The sequence below is a fragment of the Pseudomonas sp. H3_E04 genome, assembly GCF_054668915.1.
Window position 1 is genome coordinate 1,491,254 of the sequence record NZ_CP162797.1, and the last position, 16,990, is coordinate 1,508,243.

General features: G+C 59.4%; 17 protein-coding genes and 1 pseudogene. 3 read left to right on the forward strand and 15 right to left on the reverse strand.

Annotation, left to right across the window (positions count from 1 at the left end):
* Nucleotides 1–125 precede the first annotated feature (125 nt).
* On the forward strand, nt 126–2,126 hold the full coding sequence (locus tag AB4N53_RS06705; protein WP_460119213.1) for an amidohydrolase: 2,001 nt from the start codon (nt 126–128) through the stop codon (nt 2,124–2,126).
* Between the two features lie 46 nt (nt 2,127–2,172).
* Here AB4N53_RS06705 and AB4N53_RS06710 read toward each other — a convergent pair.
* Nucleotides 2,173–2,313 (reverse strand): annotated as a pseudogene (locus AB4N53_RS06710) (cysteine hydrolase); the annotation flags it as partial.
* Nucleotides 2,314–2,358: 45 nt separating this feature from the next.
* Nucleotides 2,359–3,360 carry a zinc-dependent alcohol dehydrogenase family protein gene (locus AB4N53_RS06715; protein WP_460119215.1) on the reverse strand — a complete coding sequence of 334 codons (1,002 nt, stop codon included), beginning with the start codon at nt 3,358–3,360 and terminating at the stop codon, nt 2,359–2,361.
* 108 nt (nt 3,361–3,468) lie between these two features.
* Here AB4N53_RS06715 and AB4N53_RS06720 point away from each other — a divergent pair, with 108 nt between their 5' ends.
* Entirely contained in the window at nt 3,469–4,350 is an 882-nt protein-coding gene (locus AB4N53_RS06720) for a LysR family transcriptional regulator (RefSeq protein WP_460119217.1), read from the forward strand.
* A gap of 154 nt (nt 4,351–4,504) precedes the next feature.
* Here the strand turns inward: AB4N53_RS06720 and AB4N53_RS06725 are convergent, their stop codons facing one another.
* The 5 genes from AB4N53_RS06725 to AB4N53_RS06745 all read right to left on the reverse strand — a co-directional run bounded on the left by AB4N53_RS06725 (nt 4,505) and on the right by AB4N53_RS06745 (nt 9,824).
* Nucleotides 4,505–5,935, reverse strand: a complete 1,431-nt coding sequence (locus AB4N53_RS06725; protein WP_460119218.1) for an amidohydrolase family protein — start codon at nt 5,933–5,935, stop codon at nt 4,505–4,507.
* 39 nt (nt 5,936–5,974) lie between these two features.
* Nucleotides 5,975–6,778 carry an ABC transporter permease gene (locus AB4N53_RS06730; protein WP_056786061.1) on the reverse strand — a complete coding sequence of 268 codons (804 nt, stop codon included), beginning with the start codon at nt 6,776–6,778 and terminating at the stop codon, nt 5,975–5,977.
* A 19-nt stretch (nt 6,779–6,797) separates the two neighbouring features.
* Entirely contained in the window at nt 6,798–7,640 is an 843-nt protein-coding gene (locus AB4N53_RS06735; protein ID WP_460119221.1) for an ABC transporter ATP-binding protein, read from the reverse strand.
* Between the two features lie 60 nt (nt 7,641–7,700).
* Complete coding sequence (locus AB4N53_RS06740) at nt 7,701–8,726, reverse strand: aromatic ring-hydroxylating dioxygenase subunit alpha (protein WP_460119223.1); 1,026 nt, start codon at nt 8,724–8,726, stop codon at nt 7,701–7,703.
* A gap of 75 nt (nt 8,727–8,801) precedes the next feature.
* The gene (locus AB4N53_RS06745) at nt 8,802–9,824 is read right to left on the reverse strand and encodes an ABC transporter substrate-binding protein (protein WP_212616343.1); all 1,023 of its coding nucleotides are present in this window, start codon (nt 9,822–9,824) and stop codon (nt 8,802–8,804) included.
* A gap of 666 nt (nt 9,825–10,490) precedes the next feature.
* Between AB4N53_RS06745 and AB4N53_RS06750 the strand changes: the two genes are divergently transcribed.
* Entirely contained in the window at nt 10,491–11,312 is an 822-nt protein-coding gene (locus AB4N53_RS06750) for an outer membrane protein OmpK (RefSeq protein WP_460119226.1), read from the forward strand.
* A 77-nt stretch (nt 11,313–11,389) separates the two neighbouring features.
* Here AB4N53_RS06750 and AB4N53_RS06755 read toward each other — a convergent pair whose 3' ends face one another.
* The 8 genes from AB4N53_RS06755 to AB4N53_RS06790 form a co-directional block, all read right to left on the reverse strand.
* Nucleotides 11,390–12,019 carry a cysteine hydrolase family protein gene (locus AB4N53_RS06755; RefSeq protein WP_460119228.1) on the reverse strand — a complete coding sequence of 210 codons (630 nt, stop codon included), beginning with the start codon at nt 12,017–12,019 and terminating at the stop codon, nt 11,390–11,392.
* A 74-nt stretch (nt 12,020–12,093) separates the two neighbouring features.
* A complete protein-coding gene (locus tag AB4N53_RS06760) occupies nt 12,094–12,750 on the reverse strand; it encodes a DsbA family oxidoreductase (RefSeq protein ID WP_460119230.1) in 657 nt (218 codons plus the stop codon).
* A complete protein-coding gene (locus AB4N53_RS06765) occupies nt 12,747–12,962 on the reverse strand; it encodes a tautomerase family protein (protein ID WP_016774741.1) in 216 nt (71 codons plus the stop codon). The genes AB4N53_RS06760 and AB4N53_RS06765 overlap by 4 nt, the downstream gene beginning before the upstream one ends.
* A 204-nt stretch (nt 12,963–13,166) precedes the next feature.
* A complete protein-coding gene (locus AB4N53_RS06770; RefSeq protein WP_460119233.1) occupies nt 13,167–13,634 on the reverse strand; it encodes an HvfA family oxazolone/thioamide-modified RiPP metallophore in 468 nt (155 codons plus the stop codon).
* Between the two features lie 259 nt (nt 13,635–13,893).
* Nucleotides 13,894–14,685, reverse strand: a complete 792-nt coding sequence (locus AB4N53_RS06775) for an HvfC family RiPP maturation protein (protein ID WP_460119235.1) — start codon at nt 14,683–14,685, stop codon at nt 13,894–13,896.
* Nucleotides 14,678–15,562 carry an HvfB family MNIO-type RiPP peptide maturase gene (locus AB4N53_RS06780; RefSeq protein WP_460119237.1) on the reverse strand — a complete coding sequence of 295 codons (885 nt, stop codon included), beginning with the start codon at nt 15,560–15,562 and terminating at the stop codon, nt 14,678–14,680. Before AB4N53_RS06780 ends, AB4N53_RS06775 begins: the two co-directional genes overlap by 8 nt.
* 111 nt (nt 15,563–15,673) lie before the next feature.
* Nucleotides 15,674–16,093: an organic hydroperoxide resistance protein gene (locus tag AB4N53_RS06785; RefSeq protein WP_460119239.1), complete on the reverse strand. Its 420-nt coding sequence runs from the start codon at nt 16,091–16,093 to the stop codon at nt 15,674–15,676.
* Nucleotides 16,094–16,154: 61 nt separating this feature from the next.
* Nucleotides 16,155–16,670 (reverse strand): HvfX family Cu-binding RiPP maturation protein, encoded by a 516-nt coding sequence (locus AB4N53_RS06790; protein ID WP_460119241.1) that lies wholly within the window; start codon nt 16,668–16,670, stop codon nt 16,155–16,157.
* Nucleotides 16,671–16,990: the final 320 nt, after the last annotated feature.

Below are 16,990 nucleotides of genomic sequence, written 5' to 3' on the forward strand. Positions count from 1 at the left end.
ACGAGGTGGAGCATGAGGATGTATGCAGTTTAAAAAGTCCAGTCAGACGTGAGTAACCGGTTCTCAAGGTTCGCTATTCCCTGAAGGCCCTGGAAACGGGCTTTATATCTGTGAGGCCTCTACCTATGACATCGCGCCGAAAACTTCTCCAGGCCGCCTCCACCTTAGCGTTAGGGGGTGTCTTTGGACGCAGCGCTTTTTCCGAAACTCTAAGTAGGGAAGGGCCCGATATGACCGATTCCATTCCGGACATCATTTTCCACAATGGCGAGATCACTACACTGGATCGCGCCAACCCAGTCGCCCACGCCGTTGCAATCAAAGACGGCAAGTTTCTGGCTGTAGGGTCAGACCAGGAAGTCATGGCGCTGGCTGGCTCAGCCACAAAAGTTGTCGACCTCAAGCGCCGTTGTGTGCTCCCTGGCTTAGTCGATAACCATACCCACATGGTCCGCGGCGGCCTTAACTACAATCTGGAATTGCGCTGGGACGGTGTGCGTTCACTGGCTGACGCCATGGACATGCTCAAGCGCCAAGTGGCTAACACACCAGCACCGCAGTGGGTGCGCGTGGTAGGTGGCTTCACTGAACACCAGTTCGTCGAAAAGCGTTTGCCAACCATAGCCGAGATCAATGCGATCGCGCCCGATACACCTGTATTTCTTCTGCATCTCTATGACCGGGCCTTGCTCAATGGTGCGGCCTTGCGCGCGGTCGGCTACACCCGAGATACCCCCGAGCCACCAGGCGGGAAAATTTACCGCGATGCCAATGGTGCGCCTACGGGCCTGCTGTTGGCCACGCCCAACGCGACGATCCTTTACGCCACGTTGGCCAAGGGACCGAAGTTGCCCTTCGACTATCAGGTCAACTCCACTCGCCATTTCATGCGCGAGCTCAATCGCTTGGGTGTGACAGGGCTTATTGATGCGGGCGGCGGTTTCCAAAACTATCCCGACGATTACGCAGTGATCCAGAAGTTGGACAACGATGGGCAAATGACGGTCAGGTTGGCTTACAACCTGTTCACTCAGAAACCCAAGGAAGAGAAGGAGGATTTCCTCAAGTGGACCTCCAGCGTTAAGTACAAGCAAGGAAACGACTACTTCCGTCACAACGGCGCGGGCGAAATGTTGGTGTTTTCCGCTGCCGACTTCGAAGATTTTCGCCAGCCGCGACCGGACCTGCAGCCCGAGATGGAGGGAGAACTGGAGGAAGTTGTGCGCATCCTCGCAGAGAACCGATGGCCGTGGCGGTTGCATGCCACCTACGACGAAACCATTACCCGAGCGCTGGATGTATTTGAGAAGGTCAACGAGGACATCCCCCTCGCTGGCATCAATTGGTTCTTTGATCATGCCGAAACCATCTCGGACAAATCGATCGACCGTATCGCCGCGCTCGGCGGTGGCATCGCTGTACAACATCGTATGGCTTATCAGGGGGAGTACTTCGTCGAGCGCTACGGCGCCCGTGCGGCGCAAGCGACCCCGCCCGTAGCGCGCATACTGGAAAAAGGGGTGAAAGTGTCTGCAGGCACCGATGCCACCCGGGTTGCCTCCTACAACCCCTGGGTTTCGCTATCCTGGATGGTAACCGGTAAAACGGTGGGCGGTCTGAATCTGTACCCTCAACGAAACCTGCTTGATCGCGAAGCGGCGTTGCGGATGTGGACAGAGAATGTCGCCTGGTTTTCTAACGAAGAGGGCAAACGTGGTCGCATCCAGACCGGTCACTTTGCTGACCTGATTGTGCCAAGTAAGGACTACTTCTCTGTGCCTGAAGAGGAGATTTCATTTCTTACCGCCGATATGACCGTGGTTGGCGGGCGCGTGGTTTACGGGGCCGGCCAATTCGCCAGGTTTGACGACAACCCGCTACCGCCCGCCATGCCTGACTGGTCGCCGACGCGTACCTTTAAAGGTTATGGCGCCTGGGGAGACCCAGACGGAGCAGGCAGAAACTCGCTGGCTCCGCTGCGCGCCCAAGTCGCGGCCTCGTGCGGCTGCGCAAGCTTTTGCGGCCTGCACGGTCACGATCATGCCGGTGCATGGGGATCCAATGCTCCAGTATCGGACCCCCGAAGTTTTTTTGGTGCCTTGGGCTGCTCCTGTTGGGCCGTGTAGAAATGGGCCGGTGATCGATCAGCTATCCTATGAGGGTCATCGGCCATTACTCCTGCACTGCCAGCGCGTCAATCAATTCTTGGGTGGTCACGATTGAATGAGCGAAGGTCGGCCCGTTCAACTCGTGGGGTGCTACGTGTTTGACGCTTTTGGCTGGGAGAATGGCGGCGAGGACGTTGCGGACCATTGCGCACGCTTTTGGCCGAGTGCGCTCTAAAGAGATCACAAGGAACTATGCACCCACAAACTCGATGACCGTCTTGCCCTTGCCGCGGCCTTCGGCGACTTGGCGAAATGCCTCGTTGACGTCTTGCGGCGCAAAGTGCTGTTGATCCACGCGGATTGTCAGTTGACCCGCATTGGCCAACGCAGCGGCCTCGCGCAGGATAGCGCCGTGATGTTCGCGTCCTTTGCCGGTGAGCAGCGGAGCCAGAGTGAAGACGCCCGAGTAGGTGGCACTTTTGAACGATAACGGTGCCAGGCTGTGCTGGCCCCAGCCCAGGCAGCTCAGCACGTGCCCGGTATAGGCTTTCACGGCTTTGAATGATGCATCCAGCGTGCTGCCGCCGACGGTGTCGTAGACAATGTCGAACCCTTCGCCGGCGGTGTAGTGCTCGACATAATCCTCAACGCTCTGTGCCTGATAGTCGATCGCTGTAGCCCCCAGCGAGCGTATGAAGTCCAGACTGCCCGCCGAACCGGTGGCGTAGACATCGGCACCACTAGCCTTTGCCAGTTGCACAGCCACTTGGCCGACCCCGCCCGCGCCGCCATGAATCAGGACACGCTGACCGGAGCGGACATTGGCGCGATCGACCAGACCTTCCCATGCGGTAATGAATACCAAAGGCAATGCAGCCGCCTCACGCATGCTGAGGGTGCGTGGCTTGACCGCGATAAGGCGGGCATCCACGGCAATGTACTCGGCCATGGTGCCTTGGGCTCCGCCGATCCCGCCGGGCATGCCGAAGACTTCCTGGCCCTGGGTGAACCCCTCGACCGCTTCGCCCACTTCGACCACCGTACCGGCAAGATCAAGGCCGAGCACCGCCGGCAGCGTTTGGCGGGCGTGAGCGCCTGCGCCGGCGGCAATTTTGGTATCGAGCGGATTGACCCCTGCGGCGTGAACCTTGACCAGTACTTGCCCCTTACCGGGAACAGGGCGGTCGATGTAACGGATGACCAGCGGGGATTGAGCGGACTCGGCGATGGCGGCAAGCATGGAATGTTTCATGACGGGAACCTGTGTTGGGATGGACGCTTACAGATTGCCGCGCTTTAATCATTCCGATAAGAAACCCAATTTGCATATGACTTATTCCCCAAAGAGAACCAATCGTCGATGGATCTGTTCGACAGCATGCATGTCTTTGTTCGCGTCGTGGAGCGCGGGTCTTTCTCGGCGGTGGCCCGTGAACTGAACATGGGGCAGCCGGCAGTGAGTAAGCAAGTGCGCGCGCTGGAGCAGTATCTGGGTGGGCCATTGTTCGCACGCAGCACTCGGCATTTGGCCCTGACCGACCAAGGTCAACGCTTCTACGACCACTGCCAGGAAATTCTCGGCCACGTCGAAACTGCTACGCGAAGCTTTACCAGTGGCCAGGAGCAGATCGCCGGCCCTTTACGAGTCGCCGCCCCGGTCAGTTATGGAAGGTTATGCATCGCACCGCTCATAGGGACTTTCCTGCAACGCCATCCTGATGTGCGGATTGACCTGCGGCTGAGTGACCACAATGAAGACCTGCTCAAGGAAAACATCGATCTGGCGATCCGCATTGGCGTAGTGAAGAGCGAGGGATTGGTGGCACTGCCACTGGGCAATAGCCCACGGCGTGTCTATGCCGCGCCCGGTTACGTGGCTCTGCACGGCGTGCCACGTGAGCCCAGCGAACTATCAGGTCACAACTGCATCGCCTTCACATTGCTGGAGCATTACGACCGTTGGACCTTTACGCACCTCGGCCAAGCGTTCGATGTAGGTATCCAGGGCAACGTCACCAGCAACAGCAGCGAGGCCATCCGCGAAATGGTGCTCTCCGGCCTGGGTATTTCCCTCTCACCGCAATGGCTGTTCACAGCTGATGTCGAGCTGGGCAGGGTAAGTACCGTACTCGACAACTATCAGACCAGCGCGCTGCCTGTCAGCGCGGTACTCAGCCGCGAGCGCCGACGTTCAGCGCGGACGATGGCGTTCATCAATTTTCTACGCGAGCAATTGTTGTAGCAGCCCCTCGTCATACGCCGTCCGCTGCTTTCTTTTCCGGGACCCTAAAACTGTCTGATGACAGTCCCAAGTCGATTACTGCCGTATTTTTCCATCTACCAGACATTTGATGCGGCCGAGTATTGGCACGGCAGCACGTGCCGGGGAGATCAGCTCATGAGCGTACGCCTGCGGCCTGCTGCAACCGTCGCACCGCGTCCCGGGCCTGGGCGCCGAGTTCGGCCAGGTCTAAGTCAGGCAACTGGTCGTCTTGTACGGTCAACCGCCCACCGACCAGCAAGGCGCGCAAGGTCGGGCGTCCTCCGCCCACCACCGGCCCGATCGCCGGGTCATGCAGGCCGAAGTATCGGGGCTGGTCCAGGCGATAGATCGCCAGGTCGGCCGCCATGCCCACTTGCACGCTGCCCACGGCGTCCAGCCCCAGCACCCGAGCCCCGCCAGACGTACCCCAGCGCACCACGTCTTCCACCGTGGCCGCGCTGGCACCGCCTTCCTCGTCACCGCCGGCATAACGCGGGCGGGCCCGTTCGCCAAGTCTGGCCCGTTGCATCAGCCAGGCGGCGTGGGTTTCGCTGATCATGTCGCAGGCCTCGTTGGAGGCGGCGCCATCCACGCCAATCGACACTGGCATTCCCGCAGCCTCCATGGCCACCACATCGGCAATGCCACTGCCCAGGCGGCCATTGCTTTGCGGGCAATGGGCAATGCCCGTACCGCTGGCCCCCAGCATGCGGATTTCCTCGGCGTCGAGTTTCACCAAATGCGCGAACCACACGTCCGGCCCCAGCCACTCGTGTTCGGCACAGAACGCCACTGGAGACATGCCGTGGCGTTGCTGCACCTCATTTTGATATTCGACGGTTTCGCTCAGATGACTGTGCAGGCGAATGCCCAGTCGCCGGGCGACCCGGGCGGTTTCGCGCAGGTGTTCGGCAGGCATGGAGTAGGGCGGGCTGGTGGGCGCCATCACCACCCGCCGCCAGGCATCGGCGGCCGGGTCGTGGTAGCGCCGTACCAGACGCTCGACGTCGTCCAGGTATTGTTCCAGGGTCTCCGGCCCAGCCACGGACTTGCCTTCGGCTTGCCGTGCTTGAGTGGCGCCGCCACGGCAGAGGACAAACCGCAGCCCCAGCCGTTCGGCTTCCTCGAACAGCACCTCGGCACTGTCAAAGTCCATGCCCGGCAAGTACAGGTAATGATGGTCTGCGACGGTGGCGCAGCCGGATCGTGCCAATTCGACCAGGCCAATGCGCGCGGCGAGGCGAAAGCTTTGCTCGTCAAACGCGCCGCGATAGCGATAGGGCACGGCACCCAGCCAGGCTCCCAGGCTCTGGTCGATACCTGCGGGAATGCCTTTGAGCAGCGACTGAAACAGGTGATGGTGGGTATTGACCCACGCCGGGTAGACCACGCAATCGGTGGCATCCAGCACTCGCTCGCCGGGCTGGGGTTGCAGGGCGCCGATGGCGCTGATGTGGCCGTCGACGATACGGATATCAGGCCCGGCGTGGCGCGCCGCCGCGCCGGACAAACCGGTGAGGATGGCGCTGGCGTTACGTACCAGCCAGCTATTTTGAATCTTCATGTGAGGCTCCATACGCCGCACCTGCGGCGGATTCAAGGGTCAGCCGAGTTCGCTTTCGTGCCAGTTGCGCAGGCTCAACCGGGCCAGCACGGCCATCAGGCTGAATAACGCGACACCGGTCAACGCGATCAGCAGCAGGGCAGCGAACAGCCTTGGAATATTCAGTTGAAAGCCGGCCTGGAGAATCTGATACGCCAGCCCTGCACCGGTGCCCCCGGTGCCGGCGACGAACTCCGCCACCACCGCGCCGATCAACGCCAGCCCGCTGGCAATGCGCAGCCCGGCAAAAAAACACGGCAGGGCGCTGGGAATGCGCAGGCGCAACAGCACCTGCCAGCGGCTGGCGCGGTTCAGGCGGAACAGATTGAGCAGGCCGGGGTTGACGCTGCGCAGGCCGAGTACGGTGTTGGCGATGATCGGGAAAATCGCCACCAGGGTCGCGCAAATAATCAACGCCAGCGTGGTGTTGCTGCACCAGATGATGATCAGCGGTGCCACGGCCACCACCGGCGTCACCTGCAACAGGATGGCGTAGGGAAACAGGCTGGCTTCCAGCACGCGGCTCTGCACAAACACAAAGGCCGCCAAGGTGCCGATAAGCACCGCCAGGGCAAACGAGAAAAAAGTGATCTTCAAGGTCATCCACAATGCACCGAACAGCATCGGGCCATCGCTGATCAGGGTGCGGCCGATATCGACCGGGGAGGGCACCAGATACACCGGCACCTTCCAGGCCACACATGCCAATTGCCACAGACCCAGCAATACCGCGCCGAGCAGCAGCGGCGAGACGATGCGCAACACCGTGGGGTGACGTAACCAGGGAGTAAAGGACGGGTTCATGATCGGGCTCTCAGTGAAGTCAGCAAGGATCGCCATTGGCCTCGGCCAGCAGCCGGGACAGACGTGCGCACTGCGCGATAAAGGCCGGGGAGGTGCGGTAGGCCTCGTCTCGTTCCAACGGGCCGTCGATTTCGATGTCGGCGATTACTCGGCCCGGGCGCGCCCCCATCACCACCACCCGCGATGACAGGTAGACGGCCTCGAAAATGCTGTGGGTGACGAACACCACGGTCAGGTCGCGGCTAGCCCACAGCTGACGCAGGTCGCTGTCGAGCTTGTTGCGGGTGAACTCATCCAGGGCGCCGAAGGGCTCGTCCATCAGCAGCAGATTGGGCTCGGTGGCCAAGGCCCGGGCGATGGACGCGCGCATTTGCATGCCGCCGGACAGTTCCCGCGGGTACACCTGGCTGAAGCGGTCCAAGCCGACAAGAGCAAGGGCTGCGTCGACTTTTGGCTGGCTCTGGGTTTTGGGCATATTGGCCAGATCCAGCGGCAGGCGCACGTTGTCGCTGACCTTCACCCAAGGCATCAGGGTCGCCTCCTGGAACACCATCGCCAGGCTTTGCCCTTGGGTCGGGCTCGCCGGGCTGTCTTTGCCCCACCAGCGCACGTGGCCGGCGGAGGGTTTTTCGAGGCCGGCGAACATTTTCAGCAGGGTGCTCTTGCCGCAGCCCGAAGGGCCGAGCAATGAAACGAACTCGCCGCGCTGAATGGCCAGCTTCACCCGGCTCAAGGCCTGGGTGCCGTTGCTGTAGGTTTTTTCCACCTGATTGGCGAACAGCGGTGTTTGCACGCCGACGCTGTCGCCCCGTGGCAATGCCTGTGGCAGGGCGTTGGCCCCAGTTATGGTTTGCATCAACATAGCGCTCTCCCCTTAGGTCATGAGCGTGCGGTAAAGCCCCGGCACACCGGGGCGCTGACTTCAACGGCTGAGGAACACTTCACTTTCACCATGAGCTTCGAGCAGGCCCAGCAATTGCCGACGAATCACCAGGCCAGGCTTGTCCGACGGCATGTGCAGTTCCACTCGCCGGCGGGTGTCGACACAGGCGTCGTAATCGGTGGCTTCGAGGATGTCGCGGTCTTCGGCGGTGATCGCTGCGTCCCAGTCGATCAGTTCCTGGGTCGAGCATTGCTCTTCGCTGTCATTGCGATACAACCACTGGACCAGCATCAGGCGCCCGTCTTCTATGGGCGTCGCGCAGTTGTAGATGATGTGATGGATGCCGCTGTCCGGGTACATGCAGCCAAAGCGCCGGGAGAAGGGCAGGTAATAGCGGTTGATCAGGTGGCGCTGGGTGATCGGCTCGCGGGTGCCGGTGATGCGATAGCTCTCCTCAGGATTGCGGATCGGCACCCGAGTCTCCGCCTCGAAGCCGTAGTCGGTTTCGCGAAACTCGTAGCCGGCCGGCGCGGGCTGGTCGAAAAGGCCGAAATTGGCTTTGTGGACGAAGGAAAAATGCGAGTTGTCAAAGGAGTTTTCCATGACCCGCAGCGGGCTGGTTTTCCACTCTTCATAAAACTGGAAGATGCGCCGGTAGCCCGGGGCGCCATCCTCGGGAAACTCAGGGATTGGTTGCAGAGGATCGTCGAGGGCGACCCAGGCGTAGCCGTATTTTTCCTGGCAGTGAAAGGCCTGGACCGAGGCGCCCGGCGGAATCATGCCAGCGGGGTTTTGCGGGATCTTCACGCAGGTGCCGGTGCAGTCGTATTCCCAGCCGTGATAGCCGCAGGCGATGTTGCCGTCCTCGCTGACAAAACCTTTCGAGAGCTTGGCGGTGCGGTGGCAGCAACGGTCGCGCATGGCCACCGGGGTGCCGTCGGGGCGCTTCCACAGCACCAGCGCCTCACCCAGTAAAGTGAAGGACTGCGGGCCGGCATCCAGCGCGGTCATGGGCAGCAGGGCATACCAGAAGCGGCGCAATACAGGTTGTTTGGTGACCAACATAACAAGTGTCCTCACGGTAATCGTTCAGCCGGCTCTTGGGCTCGGGCTCTGGGTTCAGCAGTCTTGCAATCAGGCTCAGCGGCTGGCGGACTGTTCGGCGCCAGGCAGTACCTTCAAATCCTCGACGAAGCGCGTGGTGTAGGCCTTCTGCCAAGGCGCATCGGCACCGAGCAGGCCGGCGTCGACCATGAAGTTTCGGGTGGCCTGCCAGCGCGCATCGCTCATCACGCCGATGCCTTGGGTGGCGGCATCACCACCGGTGACCAGGCGATATTGCTTGAGCGTCGACAAGCCCCAGGCGAGCAATTCATCGCTCATGTTCGGGTTGTCGGCCTTGATCAGGTGGTTGGCGCTCGGGTTGTCGAGGTAGCGCTTCCAGCCCTCCATCGAGGCGCGAACAAAGCGCTGGACTCGCTCCGGATGCTGATCGATCACGTCCTGGCGAGTGGCCAGGGTCGAGCCGTAGGGCGGGTAACCGGCGTCGGCAAACAGGAAGAAGTTGGCTTTCTCCCCGGCCTTCAACGCCTGGAACAACTCGGAGCTGGCATAGGCCTGCTGCGTGGTGTTGGCGTTCGCGAGGAAGGGTTGCAGGTTGAAGGTGTAGGGGCGGGCCTGGCTGTCCTTGAGCTGATATTTTTCCTTGAGCCACGGCCACCACGTTTGCTGGCCGGAGGTGGACACCAGCACCTGTTTGTTCTGCAACGCATCCAGGCCGCTCACATCGGCATGCGTCAGCAGACCCTGAGGATCACCTTGAAAGGGCGCGGCCACGGCCACCACCGGCAGGCCTTGCTCCACACTTTTGAGAATCTGCAAGTCGTAGTTGACGATGAAATCGGCCTGCTTGTTGAGCAGCAGCTGCATGCCATTGACCTGCGGCCCACCCATTCGGATGGTCACGTCCAGGCCTTCTTTTTCATACAGTCCATCCGCCAGGGCCTGGTAGAAACCGCCCTGTTCAGCTTGGGCATACCAGGAAGTGAGCAGCACCACCTTGTCATTGGCCAAAGCCAGTGGAGACGCGATCAGGGCGGCGGGCACAAGCGCCATGGCCAGTAGCGAGCGAAGCGGTTGACCCAAGGCAAAGCGAATTTTCATGATGTGTTCTCCACAACGATTCGAAAACCGCCGCGCGCCAATCGGCACGCCAGCGCGGGACCGATTGGAGAGAACAAGGGAGGAGAGAAGGCGCGTATGCGTAGTTACACGGCTGACACTTCTCTCTTGCCCGGGGCGCTGGCGCCGCGTTCAAGCATCCAATCGGACGTACGCCCACAGGGGAGGGCGCAAGAGCAATGCCCGGTGCCATTGCTGGCACTGACCGCTTCTACTCGAAAGCAGTCATAGCCAAAAGTGTGCCAAGCCGTCGCAGGCCCGCCCTCACGGGATCCGGCTGGCGAGGCAATCAGCAGGAGGTGGGCAGGCGATTCGCAACGGTGCGAATTCAAGTGGGCGCGCCTCAATCTGGTGCGCAACCGATGGCTGCAAAGTATTCAGTTTTACGCATCGATTGTGCTGAAGGAGGGTTGAAGATTGTATTCGCTCAGTTGGCACAACCCCTGCTTAGAACGGAGTCGAGTAGAAGCGGTCAGCACAGAGGGCTCTCAACAGAACCCGAGGTGCAGGGCATTGCTCTGGCGGCATTACGCCGCGCACCCGGCAAGGGTCGCCCCTCGTTAATTTGAGGGCCAGAGCAGCTGCTTGATCCGCAGCTCGGGCATGCCTTGCCGGTGATATCCGCCAATCACCTGACAAGGGCAGCCCATGAACGCATCGCGTACTCCATTACTTGCACCTTCACTGCTGCGTCGCAGCCTGGCGCCGCTGTTAGCTCTGGCCAGCGCCGGCGCCGAAGCTGGCCCTCTGTTGTGGAACGACAACAGCTTGAGCTACCTCTACGGCCAGCATTTCAAAGTCGACGGCACTGGCGACGATACTCAGCAAACGCTGAGCTTCGAACACGCCAGCGGCTGGACGTGGGGCGATATCTTCATGTTCGTCGACAACAAATGGTCCAGTGGACTCTCGGGTGCCGACGGCCATTCCTACTACGGTGAATTCTCCCCACGGCTGTCGCTGGGCAAAATCAGTGACCGCTCCCTGAGCTATGGCATCGTCAAGGACGTACTCATCGCCGCCACCTACGAGCGCGGTGAAAACCGCAATCGCAAATACCTGCTGGGCCCCGCTGTCGACCTCGTGCTTCCAGGCTTTGATCGCTTTTCCCTGAATACCTACTACCGCAAACCCGACGGCATCACCGGTAAGGCCTCAGGTCAATGGCAGATCAACCCGACCTGGTCCATGACCCTCCCGGTGGGTCGCTCCGACATTCTTTTCGACGGCTATCTGGAGTGGTACGTCAACGACGTCGGCAACAAAGGCACCTCCAACTATGTGGCCAGGAGCTTTCACTTCAACCCACAAGTCAAATACGACGTGGGCAAGGCGCTGGGGCAACAGCAAAAGCGTTTTTATGCGGGACTTGAGTGGGATTACTGGTCGAATAAATACGGGATTGAAGACACGAGCGGATTCCCTACCGACCAGAACGCGTTGAGTCTCTTGCTCAAGGTGCATTTTTGACGGGGCCGATCGCCCATTGCAGAAAGCGGCCTTGACGCACCACCTCGGCAAACTGGCGAAATGGGTGTTCATCGCCGCTACTCCTGCGCTGCCAACGCCTCAATCAGTTCCTGGGTGGTGACAATTGAGTGAGCGAAAGTCGGCCCGTTCAACTCGTGGGCGGCGTGCATCATTTCCGCGCGGAAAGCGGCGGTCGCATCGCGCACCAGCGTGACGTGGTAGCCCAATTCCGAGGCGTAGCGGGCGGTCGCTTCGATGCAGGTGTTGGCGAGCAGGCCGACGATGATGACGTGAGTGATGCCTTTCTGCTTCAGGCGAAAATCAAGGTCAGTATTGGCAAAGCCACTGGCGCCCCAATGTTCCTGCACGACAATGTCGCCGTCCTTCGGCGCGAAATCGGGATGCCATTCGCCGCCCCATTCACCGCGTGCGAAGTGGTGCATGTGCATGATTTTGCATTGGGTCGGTGTTGGATGATCCCAGCCTTCGTAGTCGCCGTGTTCCCAGCGGTGGTGCGGCACGATGACCACCGGAATGTTCTGCGCTCGTACGGCGCCATCGAGGGCTCGCAGGTTGTCGAGCAGCCCGACCTGTTCGGCAATCGGCTTGATCAAGGGGAAGACCTTGCCGTTGTCCGAGAGAAAATCGTTGTACGGATCGACCAGCAGATAAGCGGTGCGGTTCAGCGGATAAGGGGCGTTCGACATGACGATGTACTCCGCAAAAGTTGAGTGACCGATGCCGTGGGCTTGCCCAGGCATCGTGCTGGTAAATCGCTTTGTCAGGCCGGGGCGGACTCTCGTGCCACTTGCCTGAGGATTTGTTCGTATTCCTTGACGGATAGCGATCCGGACACCAACTGACGACCGTTCAGCACCATGGCCGGGACCGAATTAATCCCGCGCTCAAGGTAAAAACTCTCAAGTTCACGGACCTTGAAAGCGAACGCCTCGCTGGCCAAAATCTCTCGGGCGCGGGTGGTTGAAAGTCCCGCTTCACCGGCCAGGCGCACCAGTGTTTCGTGGTCGCTGGGGTTCTCGCCATTGGTGAAATAAGCCTCGATCAGGATTTTTTTCAGCGCGACCTGGCGGCCCTCCTGCACGGCCCAGAGCAGAAGGCGATGGGCGTCGAAAGTGTTGTAGAAATGGCTGCGCTTTTCCAGGTCGAAGTGAAAACCGATGGCCTTGCCACGCGCGACGATCATTTCATTGCGCGAGGCGACTTCTTCGGCGCTGCGCCCGTATTTGCGCATCATGTGCTTGATGGCGTGCTCGCCCTCGGCCGGCATGTCCGGGTTCAGTTCGAAAGGCTTGAAGGTCAACTCCACAGCAACTTCGCCGGCAACATTCGCGATGGCTTGTTCCAGCGCTGTGGCGCCGAGTGCGCACCAGGGGCACACAACATCCGACACAAAGTCGATACTGACGGGAAAAGTCATTTCTTCGACTCCGTCAGTTGTTGGCGATACTCAGTGGTGGTGATTCCGGCATAGCCCCAGTTGTCGGTGTCGACCTCCTCAATAACGATATGGGTGAGGTGCGGGTCCTTGTTGAGGACGGTTTGCATGGTTTTGGTGATCTCGGCGATGACTTGAGATTTCTGTTCTTTGGTAACGCCGTCGCGAGTGATACGAACGCTGATGAAAGGCATGGGATAAGTCTCCTGTGGGCGCCCCATCGATATGATGAGGGGAGCAGTGGAGTGGACTTTAGAGTGTCGCGTTCACTGGATAAATCAGGGGCGGAGAACTTCACTTATGACGCGGTGTAATCAATACAACTGGGGGCTTTGCAGAAGGTAAATCGCCCTCCCTGGCTGCAGACGCGGGGAGAGCGAATGCTACGGCGGGAGGAATCAGTTCTGCGCTTTGCTCATGCGGGTAAATAGCTCGGTGGGTACTTTCTTGCCATTGGAAATGTACTGGTTGGTTCTGAACTTGTAGACCTCACCTTCCGAAAGGAAACCATCTTGGTTGGTGTCCATCGCTTTGAATTCTTCACCGCCCTGAGGGGCTACAGCCAGCAGTTCTTTAAGAGAGACGAGGCCATCATGGTCGGTATCTGTGCGAGCGAAAGAGTCGTCGCCACACTTGCCTTCACCGCACTTGCCTTCGGCAGTAGCGGACTTGTCGCTGGCTTCGCTGGCCCCGCATTTGCCCTCGCCACACTTGCCTTCGCCGGTTTTATCGGCCGATGCCAGTTGGTAGCCTTGAGACAAAGGCTCAACAGCAAAAGCCGCAGACGATGCCAGGCTCATGCCACCGGCTAAAGCAATAGCGGCCAGGCCAAGACTGGTTTTGTTCGACATTGGTTTACGGTACATAGTGCTTCTCCAGATGCTTTGCGCGGCCAGGCCGCGGTTCATGCCACAGGGCGGATAGACCCTCAAGGAAGCTCGAAGCTCGAGGCGAAGGGCGCAAGCGTCGTCCACTTCGACAGAGCGTCCTTGTTCGGGTAGGCCTATTTAGCGGGAGTCATGTATCGGCGATGTATCGGCGAGCGGAGCATTTGTAAGCCAATCCCAAGACTTCGCGTTTGGGTACATAGAGATACAAAATCCGACCTCAGCCTTTGCTCATCAGTCAGAACAACAGCTTTAAAACGGGTGTCGCGGCTACGCCGACGGCAGCTTGCGCATGCAGCTGGCGCAGCAGCACCAGTGCGTCAGCGACGAAGCCGGTCACGTCTGAAGCACCAGCCTCCGCAGCCAAAGCGTGCAACTGCGCTCGACCATCCATGTCAGGGAACTGCTCGATCCGCTGCAACAACCGGAACGCGAGAGGGCTGACCTGGGAGAATTGCACTTGGCCACTCGGCACACGGCTGATCAGCAGCAACGTTGGTTGTTCTGGCGGTTCAGAAGGCTGGTGGCCTGGCCCGAGACGATGTACGGCCCAGGTGTAAGCCAGCGGCCAGACGAGTGGGGAAAGCCTGAGGGGACGGTCGAGTAAATGCGCCGCATCACTGGCTTTTAACGGCGCAGCGTCCAACTGTTGCAGCGCCATCTCCACCCACTCGTAATGGGCCAATTCAGGCAAGAACGGGTACCAGGGGTGTTCGAGACCGGGCGAGTCTTCCAGGCTCGCTACGAAGTCTACAAACTCACGAGCAATTTCTCCGAAGCGTGGTGTTTGCGCGCGGTAATCACGCAAAAAACGTCGTACCAGTGCACGCCAACCGGCATCACCCAGCACGGCAACCAGCACCGGAAACGTCCCACCCAGCAACCCCAACAGATTGTTGAACACCAAGTTGAGATAGACCTGCGCTCTTGCAGGATTCATCTGCGCAGGCGGCGCATAAGCGTCCGGGTCACGCAGGTAACGGGTCAGCGCGAGTTGCTGACTGTGCAAACTTGAAGGGGAGTCAGCCATCGACAGTCACCCGCACCAAAGCAGCCGCGTCGCGCTGCAAGCGCCTGATGGTGTTCAGCTCAGCCACCAGTTCGTCGTAGGACGGAAAGTTGAAATCGCGCTCCAGCAAGGTTGGCTTCACGCCGAAAAGGTCATAAGCCTGCCCCAGCAATGACCAGACTACTGGTTTGACCGAGGCGCCATGGGTGTCGATGATCAGGTCCTCGGCTTCGTCGTAATGCCCAGCCACATGCATGGCGACTACGCGTTCTGGTTCCAGGCCGGCCAGGAAAACCGCCGGATCAAATCGATGGTTCACTGAGTTGACGTACACATTGTTAACGTCGAGCAACAGGTCGCAATCGGCCTCGCGGAGCACTGCATTGGTGAACGTCAGTTCGTCCATGTCCTGATGAGCAGCGGCGTAGTAAGAGACGTTCTCTACAGCAAGACGACGACCGAGAATGTCCTGTGCACGGCGGATGCGCGCAGCAACGTGATGAACGGCCTCCTCAGTGAATGGCAACGGCAGCAGGTCGTATAAATGGCCATCGTCACTGCAGTAACTCAGGTGTTCGCTATAGAACGGCACGTTGAAGCGATCGAGAAACCCTCGGACTTGCTCAAGAAAAGGTTCGTCCAGCGGTGCACTGCCACCCAGCGAGAGTGACAGACCATGGCATGACAACGGATAGCGTTCAGCCAGCAACTGCAGGGCCTCACCATGAGCGCCGCCGATGCCGATCCAGTTCTCTGGAGCAACCTCTAGAAAATCGAAATCCCCAACGGGAGCGTCACGAAGCGTGTTGAGCAGCGCACGACGCAATCCCAGCCCGACGGTCGCTTCAAGAGGGGGCTGTGGATCTGAATACACTGATGATGAAATGTTCGTTTGCATGAGCTCAATACTCCGATTCGACGTCTGAAATCCCCGATCCACAGCAGCTACACGGTCACCTTTGGCAGCCGAGGGTGTGAATCGGGCGATTGAAACCCGCCACGGTTCTGCTCAAACGAGGTTGATCACCACGTTGATGTTGTTCCGCGTCGCTTTGGAGTACGGGCATGTCTGGTGTGCGGTGTCGATCAGCTCTTGAGCGACGTTGCGATCCAGCCCGGGAAGGTAGACGTTGAGGCGAGCCTGGAGGAAATACGCACCATCGGTTGTGCCTAGATCCACTTCGGCGTCAACGGCAAGGTCAACCGGGAGAGTGACTTTCAGCTTGCTCGCCGCAAGTCCCATTGCACCGATAAAACAAGCCGACCAACCTGCGGCGAACAACTGCTCTGGGTTGGTACCGGCGCCAGAGGTGCCAGGCGACGACAGCTTTATATCCAGTCGGCCGTCGTCACTGAGGGCGGTGCCATTTCGTCCACCCGAAGAGGTATGGACTTTGCCGGTGTACAGCACTTTATCAATATGGGTCATGGTGAAATTCCTGATCAATTAGCTGGGTTTGAAAGCGATAACCTTGGTGACGCGATAACACTCAGCGTGCATTCAAATGCTTGAGATGCCGACCGATGAATGCATCCAGGCTGAGCTTGCCGGCGCCTGTGAATACCAGTGGCAGAAGTGCGACGAGATAGATCAACGGCAGCTTGAAATTGCCGTAGCCTTTGTTGCTGATGGAGTACCCCATAGCCAGTTCGCTCAACGTCGACCACTCTGCTGGCCAATGAACTGCGGCAGTTGCCACGACGGTGACCACGATGAGGATCAGTGCCGAGAGCCGTGTGCCCAGGCCTACAAGCAAAGCAATGGAACAGAGCAGTTCTGCCCACATGGATAACTGCCAATTGAACGTAGCCGGCAGCTGATTGAAGGGAAAAGGAAAGGCCCCTTGAATGCTCGGGAACCAGTTCTCACCGTTCCACTTTTCCCATCCCGCTTCAAAAAACTCCCAGGCCAGAAAAACGCGCAGGCTCAAAGGGGCGATCCAGTCCCCAGCGCGATCGAGATTGAGTTGCAGCCGATTCAAGACCGATGATGCGTTTGTATGCATGGGTTTAATCCTCCGACTTGTCGTCAAGAAAGTGGAAGCCGTTCAGGTGCTCCCAATGACAGGTGTCAGGCACAGGAGCACTGCGCTGGCCGTGAGCGCAGTTCATCGTGCTGGTGTATCTCGCTTGTGTCTGAGGGGGCGGGAAGATCAATGTTGTGTAACGTGTTTGCGTCCGTACACACTTGGATACAGAGCGATACCTGTTGAAGGCGCTATTTTGGAGTTGGGATATACGATCGGCTGCGTTCTGCCGGTGACTGGCGGGAGGATTTCGCAGGGCAAACGAACGTCGCAGATGAGAGGAGGGGCGAGGGCGTGGA